The sequence below is a fragment of the Salibacter sp. genome (assembly GCF_031581065.1).
Taxonomy (GTDB): Bacteria; Bacteroidota; Bacteroidia; order Flavobacteriales_G; family Salibacteraceae; genus Salibacter.
In genome coordinates, this window is the sequence record NZ_JAVLBN010000071.1 from 1 (window position 1) to 6,853 (window position 6,853).

General features: G+C 40.8%; 7 protein-coding genes and 1 pseudogene. 4 read left to right on the forward strand and 4 right to left on the reverse strand.

The features are described from left to right. Positions 1-181: 181 nt before the first annotated feature. The gene (locus RI557_RS11070; RefSeq protein ID WP_310683798.1) at positions 182-982 is read left to right on the forward strand and encodes a hypothetical protein; all 801 of its coding nucleotides are present in this window, start codon (positions 182-184) and stop codon (positions 980-982) included. Here the strand turns inward: RI557_RS11070 and RI557_RS11075 are convergent. After that, positions 969-1,745 (reverse strand): TIGR02757 family protein, encoded by a 777-nt coding sequence (locus RI557_RS11075; protein ID WP_310668444.1) that lies wholly within the window; start codon positions 1,743-1,745, stop codon positions 969-971. The two genes, RI557_RS11070 and RI557_RS11075, sit on opposite strands and share 14 nt — an antisense overlap. After that, positions 1,742-2,398 (reverse strand): ABC transporter ATP-binding protein, encoded by a 657-nt coding sequence (locus RI557_RS11080; RefSeq protein WP_310668445.1) that lies wholly within the window; start codon positions 2,396-2,398, stop codon positions 1,742-1,744. The genes RI557_RS11075 and RI557_RS11080 overlap by 4 nt, the downstream gene beginning before the upstream one ends. Positions 2,399-2,523: 125 nt before the next feature. Here RI557_RS11080 and sucC point away from each other — a divergent pair, with 125 nt between their 5' ends. Both sucC and RI557_RS11090 read left to right on the forward strand, forming a co-directional pair. After that, the gene (gene sucC / locus RI557_RS11085) at positions 2,524-3,732 is read left to right on the forward strand and encodes an ADP-forming succinate--CoA ligase subunit beta (RefSeq protein ID WP_310668446.1); all 1,209 of its coding nucleotides are present in this window, start codon (positions 2,524-2,526) and stop codon (positions 3,730-3,732) included. Positions 3,733-3,830: 98 nt separating this feature from the next. Beyond that, a complete protein-coding gene (locus RI557_RS11090; protein WP_310668447.1) occupies positions 3,831-4,412 on the forward strand; it encodes a DUF6134 family protein in 582 nt (193 codons plus the stop codon). Here the strand turns inward: RI557_RS11090 and RI557_RS11095 are convergent. Both RI557_RS11095 and RI557_RS11100 read right to left on the reverse strand, forming a co-directional pair. After that, on the reverse strand, positions 4,409-5,599 hold the full coding sequence (locus RI557_RS11095) for a PDZ domain-containing protein (RefSeq protein WP_310668448.1): 1,191 nt from the start codon (positions 5,597-5,599) through the stop codon (positions 4,409-4,411). The genes RI557_RS11090 and RI557_RS11095 overlap by 4 nt on opposite strands. Further along, a complete protein-coding gene (locus tag RI557_RS11100; RefSeq protein WP_310683800.1) occupies positions 5,596-6,009 on the reverse strand; it encodes a VOC family protein in 414 nt (137 codons plus the stop codon). The genes RI557_RS11095 and RI557_RS11100 overlap by 4 nt, the downstream gene beginning before the upstream one ends. 129 nt (positions 6,010-6,138) lie before the next feature. On the opposite strand from RI557_RS11100, the pseudogene RI557_RS11105 reads away from it, so the two are divergent. After that, a pseudogene (locus RI557_RS11105) lies at positions 6,139-6,853 on the forward strand (hypothetical protein); the annotation flags it as partial.

Here is a 6,853-nt window from a genome sequence, read left to right on the forward strand (position 1 = left end):
GGCTGTTTATATGTGGGGTTTCCAAAGAAGCCACTAATACTGCGTTTCTTTTGCTCAATTTAGCCCGCTAAATTTTCGCAAAAGAGCCTTGTCTAATGGCTTCTTTGAATATTTGAATCTATAAATAATAATCGAACTAAGGTTTAAACTGTTCCTTTCTCTATTTTCATAATTTAGCAGCATGGAATGGAGAAAGATTAAATTCATAGTGATTACAGCTCTCGTTATTGCTGTATCGAGCTGTCAAACAGATGATGATGCCGGAACCACTGTTCAATCAAGTCCCAACTCTCCCGATTCAGACAAATACATCAAGTTTTTGAATGGGTTATACAACGATGCTCAGGCTTTTCATCTGGAAGTAGCCTACCAGAGTGATGCAGAACCATTTTCTCAATCTGACGACTGGAATTTAACTGCTGAGAATATGCAGGCTGTATTTGATGAGCGGCCAATAACTCCGGCTCTGAACATTCCCGATACTGTTAGAAGTGTCGCTTCCGGCTCTGACCGAAACTTTACTCCTGCAGAAATTGTGGATTTAGCTGATCAACACAGGAAACGCTTATCCACAAAAGTTGAACCCAGCGTTTTCGTGATTTTTCTTGACGGCTATCTCGAGCAGGATGGTGAAGTTGTGGATAAAGTTGTGGGAGTGAATATTTCAAATACATCAGTTGTGGCTGTTTTTAGACCCGTAATCGACAGTGTAGGTACTACAGAATTGCAAAAAAGAAATATTGAACAGGCAACACTCGTTCACGAGATTGGACATGCTATAGGTCTTGTCAATAAAGGGGTTCCGCTCACAGCTGATCACCTCGATCCCGAACACGAGAAACATTGCATCAACGAGGATTGCGTAATGTATTTTGAGAACGAGGTATCGGGAAATATGGCTGATTTTATCACCGGAAACCTCACGCCACAGGACAGAATCTTATTCAAAGAAGATTGCCTCACCGATATTAGCGGTTATTGAGAATTGAGTTTTCGTGAGCACCAATTCCAAATAGTGCAAAATCGTATTTAACAGGATCGGTCAGATCCAGCTTTTGCAGGCTTTTCGTGATTTCCTCAACCGCTTTCCAATCGTTTTGTTTGCGTTTCAGGAGCTTGAAATTACGACCTTGCGTAGCCGTGTGAACATCGAGCGGAAGCATCAGGTTTTTAGGAGAGAGGTTTTCCCAAATGCCAAAATCAACGCCCTTTTCAGGCGAGCGAACCATCCAGCGCAAAAACATGTTGAGCCGTTTTGCTGATGATCCTTTCATCGGGTCAGATACGTGCTTTTGAGTTCTTTTCAGGTGTTCAGGCTCAAAGAATTTTCGTTTAAAATCGCTTATGCGCTCTTTGACTGTTGGAATTTTTGGATTGCCGAGTGTTCCTTCGAGTCCGCCATGGTTTTCATATAGCTTTTTCAATCCTTCTATAAAAAAGAGTAGGTCAGATCCGTTGAATGTGCGGTGAACAAAGCTTTCAAGCGGTTGAAGCTCTTTTCCTGAAGCGTTCATCACAAAGTCGTGCGGACTTTCATCCATCAACTTCATGAGTTTGTTGGCATTGTTGATAATCGTTTTCCGCTGTCCCCAGGCTATCGTTGCCGAGAGGAAGCCGGCTATCTCGATGTCTTCTTTTTTGCTGAAACGGTGCGGAATTGAAATCGGGTCAGACTCGATAAACCAGTTTTGTTCATAGAAATCTGCTTTTTCGTCAAGGAATTCTTTCAGCTCAGCTCGTGTCATTGACCGATGATTAGCCCGTCTTTCATTTCGAGTTTGCGGTCAGCCATATCGGCTAGCTCCTCGTTGTGCGTAACGATCACAAACGTTTGATCGAGCTCATCGCGCAAATCGAAAAACAACCGGTGAAGCGACTTTGCAGAAGAAGTGTCGAGATTTCCCGATGGTTCATCAGCCATCAATACTCCCGGCTCGTTGATAAGTGCGCGAGCCACAGCTACACGTTGTTGTTCGCCACCTGAGAGTTCTGACGGTTTGTGTTCCATTCTTTCTTTCAGACCCAAAAATTCGAGATAGTGCTCCGCTTTGTCAACGACTTCTTTCTTGGGTCTTTTACCTATGTAACCGGGGATAGAAACATTTTCAATTGCCGTGAATTCGGGTAGAAGGTGATGAAACTGAAATACAAAACCGATGTTTTTGTTGCGGAATGAAGCGAGTTCTTTTTGGCTGAATTTTGACACGTCCATATCATTTATCTTGAGCGAACCGCTATCCATGAAATCGAGCGTTCCCAAAATTTGGAGAAGCGTTGTTTTTCCGGCACCTGAAGCGCCTACAATTGAAACAATTTCTCCTTTTTTTATGTGGAGGTCAATTCCTTTTAAAACCTCTAGTTCTCCGTACTTTTTATGAATGTTTTTGGCCTGTATCACTGCAATTTTTTTGAGACTCGCGAAGATAGGGAATTAGATACTTCTCGAAATCTTTTTCCCTTTACTTGAATGTGTTACTTTTGAGTCGCTCAAAAAATACTCGTAATAAAGCAACGCGTAATATCATGAACTTACACGAATATCAAGGAAAATCGTTATTAGAAAGTTTTGGAGTAAAGATCCAAAAAGGCTACACAGCCTCAACACCTGAAGAAGCAACTGAAGCTGCCAAAAAGCTACAGTCAGAAACCGGAACAGAGTGGTTTGTACTAAAAGCACAAATCCATGCCGGTGGCCGCGGAAAAGGAACAGTTACTGAAACTGGCTCAAGGGGTGTTGTACTCGCTAAAAGCCTGGATGAAGTGCCTGAAAAGGCGAAAGCAATTTTGGGCGGACACCTCGTTACTGCTCAAACTTCAAAAGAAGGTAAAAAGGTCAGCAAAATATACATTGCACAGGATGTTTACTATCCGGGCGAAAATGAGCCTGAAGAATATTACATGTCTGTATTGATGAATCGTCAAACAGGTCGTAATATGATTATGTACTCTCCTGAAGGTGGTGTTGATATTGAAACTGTTGCAGAGAAAACTCCGGAGAAAATATTCACTGAAGAAATTGATCCTAAAGTTGGAATACAGGGATTTCAGGCTCGCAAAGTGGCGTTTAACTTAGGTCTGTCTGGACAGGCTTTTAAGGAAATGTCAAAGTTTGTTATTTCTCTATACAAAGCTTACGAAGGAATTGATGCCAGCATGTTTGAGATCAATCCTGTATTGAAAACATCTGACGATCAAATTCTCGCAGTTGACTCAAAAGTAACGGTTGATGACAATGCTCTTTTCCGTCACAAAGATATCGCTGAAATGCGCGATAAAACGGAAGAAGATCCAACAGAAGTTGAAGCCGGTGAAGTAGGGCTCAACTACGTTAAGCTTGACGGAAACGTTGGCTGTATGGTAAACGGTGCCGGACTTGCAATGGCTACGATGGATATCATCAAGCTATCTGGCGGTAATCCTGCTAACTTCCTCGATGTAGGTGGTACGGCTGATGCTAAACGCGTTGAACAGGCTTTTAGAATTATCCTTAAGGATGGTAGTGTTAAAGCTATTCTCGTTAATATCTTTGGTGGAATCGTTCGTTGTGATCGCGTGGCACAAGGCGTTGTGGACGCTTACAAAAACATTGGAGATATCGATATTCCAATCATTGTTCGCCTTCAGGGCACAAATGCTGAGGAAGCGAAAAAACTTATCGATGATTCAGGCTTAGCTGTTCACTCTGCTATTACGTTACAGGAAGCTGCAGATAATGTGAAAGCTGTAGTTTAAAACAACAGATATCAAGTTTATTTCAATAATATTGAAAGACCCTCATCTGGCATTTTGCAGGATGAGGGTTTGTTTTTATTAACCGTAAACAGTACGCTATGAAATGGGCTCTGACCATTACTTTTTCATTTTTCCTCTTATTGACCCAAGCACAACAAAAGATCAATTTTTCAATTGTTGTTGGCGGTAAAGATGTTGGTGATTTTTACGTCACAAAATCTGTATCCGGTGATACAACAGTTTATGCCGGAGTATCAAAAACGCAGGTTAGCCTGGCTAAAATGTTTGCGATTGACTACACTGTAAATGTGATACATGTAGGTGGAGAGTTGTGGCGATCTACGATGCGGAATATTGTCAATAATGACACTCGTGATGCTCTTGAGGTTAAAAGGGAAAGTGGAGTTTTCAAAGTTTTTGAAGAAGGTGAGTTGGAGCGAACAATCAGTAATAAGCCTGATATATCTTCGCTTGAGATGTATTATTCAGAACCGAAAGGTGTCAGCAAAACATTATCTGAAGTGCAGGGCCTCCTGAAAAATGTTACTCTGGTTAAAGAGCACGTTTACAAGGTAGAAGGGGAGAGTAGCTATGAAAGTTATTTTCATTACAAAGATGGAGAGTTGCAAAAAGTACTTGTTCACTACAGCCTGGCTAAGTTTGAAATACGCAGAGATTAAGGCGAAATGTATTGAGTATTTTCAAGCGTTACATCCATAAGTTCTGTCCCACGTTTTATACCCAACATCACTGATCTCCCGTTTTCTAAAGTTCTTTGCAGGTTTTCATAATTACTGCAATTGAGATCCAATTCTATTGTATTGAGCGTTACAATTTCATCACCAATCTCGATTCCGGCCTCATCAGCAGGAGAGTTTTTGATGAGCGTAGTCACGATGAATTTTTCGTTTTCTGATCGAGTTGAAATCCCAACACCTTTCAGGGTTTTTAGTTGGTTGAGTGGTTTGCCCTCAATCCAAATCCGTTTTCTTTTTGGCGTGTAGGTGAATACTCCATCACCAATCCAGTAAGTCCCCATCATCGGCTTATTTCCGGATCTGAATGTAGTGATTGCCTGTGCTTCGTTTTTTACAAACCACTGCCTGAATTCAATATCCATGAGGCTGATCACAGATGTATCATGGTTTTCTTCGCCAAATAAATTTTGATATGCCGAACCTACCCGGTATACAGAATCTGTCAACATCTCGAAATGATCCATCACTCCAAGGCCTCCCTTATTGAGCTTGACGCTGCCGTTAAACCCGGTGTCAAACATGAACAAACCTTTTGGTTTTTTGACTTTTACGTAGGGTGTTCCCTGGCTGTTGTTGAGTTTGATCTTGAATTTTCGGGCTTCTTTCCTGTGTTGGAGTTTGTGAACTTTATCGGTCAGAACCAGCTTGTTTGATTCCTCTCCGGGAACGAATTGCCAGTTGCAGGCATTGATGACGTTAGCTCCCAGAATACCGTGAATTCCCAAACAATCAAAAATGAAAGAGCTGTCATCCCAAACGACACTCCAGTTATTAGCGAAAGTCGTGTTGCCAACATTAAGTGTATCGAGTGGTTTGATTATTCCCAGTTTTTTGGATTCATTGTTTCCATCAGTCACTTCGATAGTGTCATTGGCTTTGAGTCCTACAGATTTTGCTGTTGAGGATTTCAATACAGTAATAGCGCCTGTGTCAAATAAAAATTTAAACTGTTTTCCTTTGATCGTGACATAGACAAAAAACAGCTCGTGCTCACGTTCATAAACTGTGGTATCACTGAAGTTGCTTTCTACAACATCGGCCTGACTGATACCTTTTGACAAGGAAAATAGCGGACTGATTAAAAAGAAGAGGAGCAGAAGTCTTTTCATTTTGTCGTTTGCCCTTTGTATAGTTTTGTGAAAGGTTCATCAATCGGTTCCCAAAGCTCAATTTTATTTCCTTCAGGATCCAAGATGTGCATAAATTTTCCGTATTCAAACGATTCGATATCGCTCACGATTTTGACCTCTGATTTTTCGAGTTCCTTTTTCAAAGCTTCAAGGTCGTGGACCCTGTAATTGATCATAAACTCTTTTTCAGATGGCTTGAAATGGTCAGATCCCTCACTCATCGTACTCCACTGCAAATAAGCCGGCTCGTCAGCATCAGCCTTTCTAAATTCGAAAAGCGATCCGTATTCATTTGTGACAAGTCCAAGTTGATCGCGGTACCAGTCGCGCATTTTATCCGGCTCTTTGCACTTGAAGAAAATTCCGCCAATTCCGGTTACTTTTTTCATGATTGAAGTTGTTTTTGAAAGTTTAAAAGTAAGGATATAAAACTAAAAAAGCCGGACTCTCGCCCGGCTTTCACCCCTCACAAAACAACATTTTGATATTCAGCCTCTTTTCGCTTACCTTTGAATGATATGCCCCTTAGGAGCCAACATATTATATCAATCATTTTATTCCTGTTTTTGTGGGTGACTGATGATGCATTAAAAGCTCAATCTCCACAACATGGTGGGCAGGCTAATAACTGGTCAATAACAGGAGGGATGTACAATAATCATGAATGGCTCAATTTCAATGGATTAACAGCTAATCCCTTTCAGTTACCAAACAGTAATCATTTTAACGCCTCATTAAACCATAATAATTCTGTGTCGGATAAGGGTGGTAATTTGATGTTCTATGTTTATACCTCGTATATCTACGATTCTACCAACCAGATTATGCAAAACGGAACCCTTGTAGATACATCTACATCTCAAATTATTTATGATAGTTATGTTTTAGAAAATATTATTATTCCCAAACCGTGTTCTCCCAACAGTTACTATTTGGTTGAGTTGCTCGATACCGGTATTATTCATCCTCCTTATAACAACAGTAGTTACCACATAGGTTTGTATTACACTGAAATAAATATGATGCTCAATAATAATAAAGGAGCTGTTGTTCAGGGAAGGAAAAGAATGTTAATACAAGATAGTTTAAATAGTACATTTACTTTAACTGCTACAAAACATGCCAACAATAGTGATTACTGGCTGATGTCTGCCGTGCGAGACACCAATATTTACCAGGCATGGCGGGTTATGGATACGGGGATTGTGACAACACCTGTCATCTCTTCTTTAG

Excerpts from the sequence above, each read along its gene's own strand:
- RI557_RS11070 (WP_310683798.1), top strand. The coding sequence starts at position 182 with ATGGAATGGAGAAAGATTAAATTCATAGTGATTACAGCTCTCGTTATT.
- RI557_RS11075 (WP_310668444.1), bottom strand. The coding sequence starts at position 1,745 with ATGACACGAGCTGAGCTGAAAGAATTCCTTGACGAAAAAGCAGATTTC.
- sucC (WP_310668446.1), top strand. The coding sequence starts at position 2,524 with ATGAACTTACACGAATATCAAGGAAAATCGTTATTAGAAAGTTTTGGA.
- RI557_RS11090 (WP_310668447.1), top strand. The coding sequence starts at position 3,831 with ATGAAATGGGCTCTGACCATTACTTTTTCATTTTTCCTCTTATTGACC.
- RI557_RS11095 (WP_310668448.1), bottom strand. The coding sequence starts at position 5,599 with ATGAAAAGACTTCTGCTCCTCTTCTTTTTAATCAGTCCGCTATTTTCC.
- RI557_RS11100 (WP_310683800.1), bottom strand. The coding sequence starts at position 6,009 with ATGAAAAAAGTAACCGGAATTGGCGGAATTTTCTTCAAGTGCAAAGAG.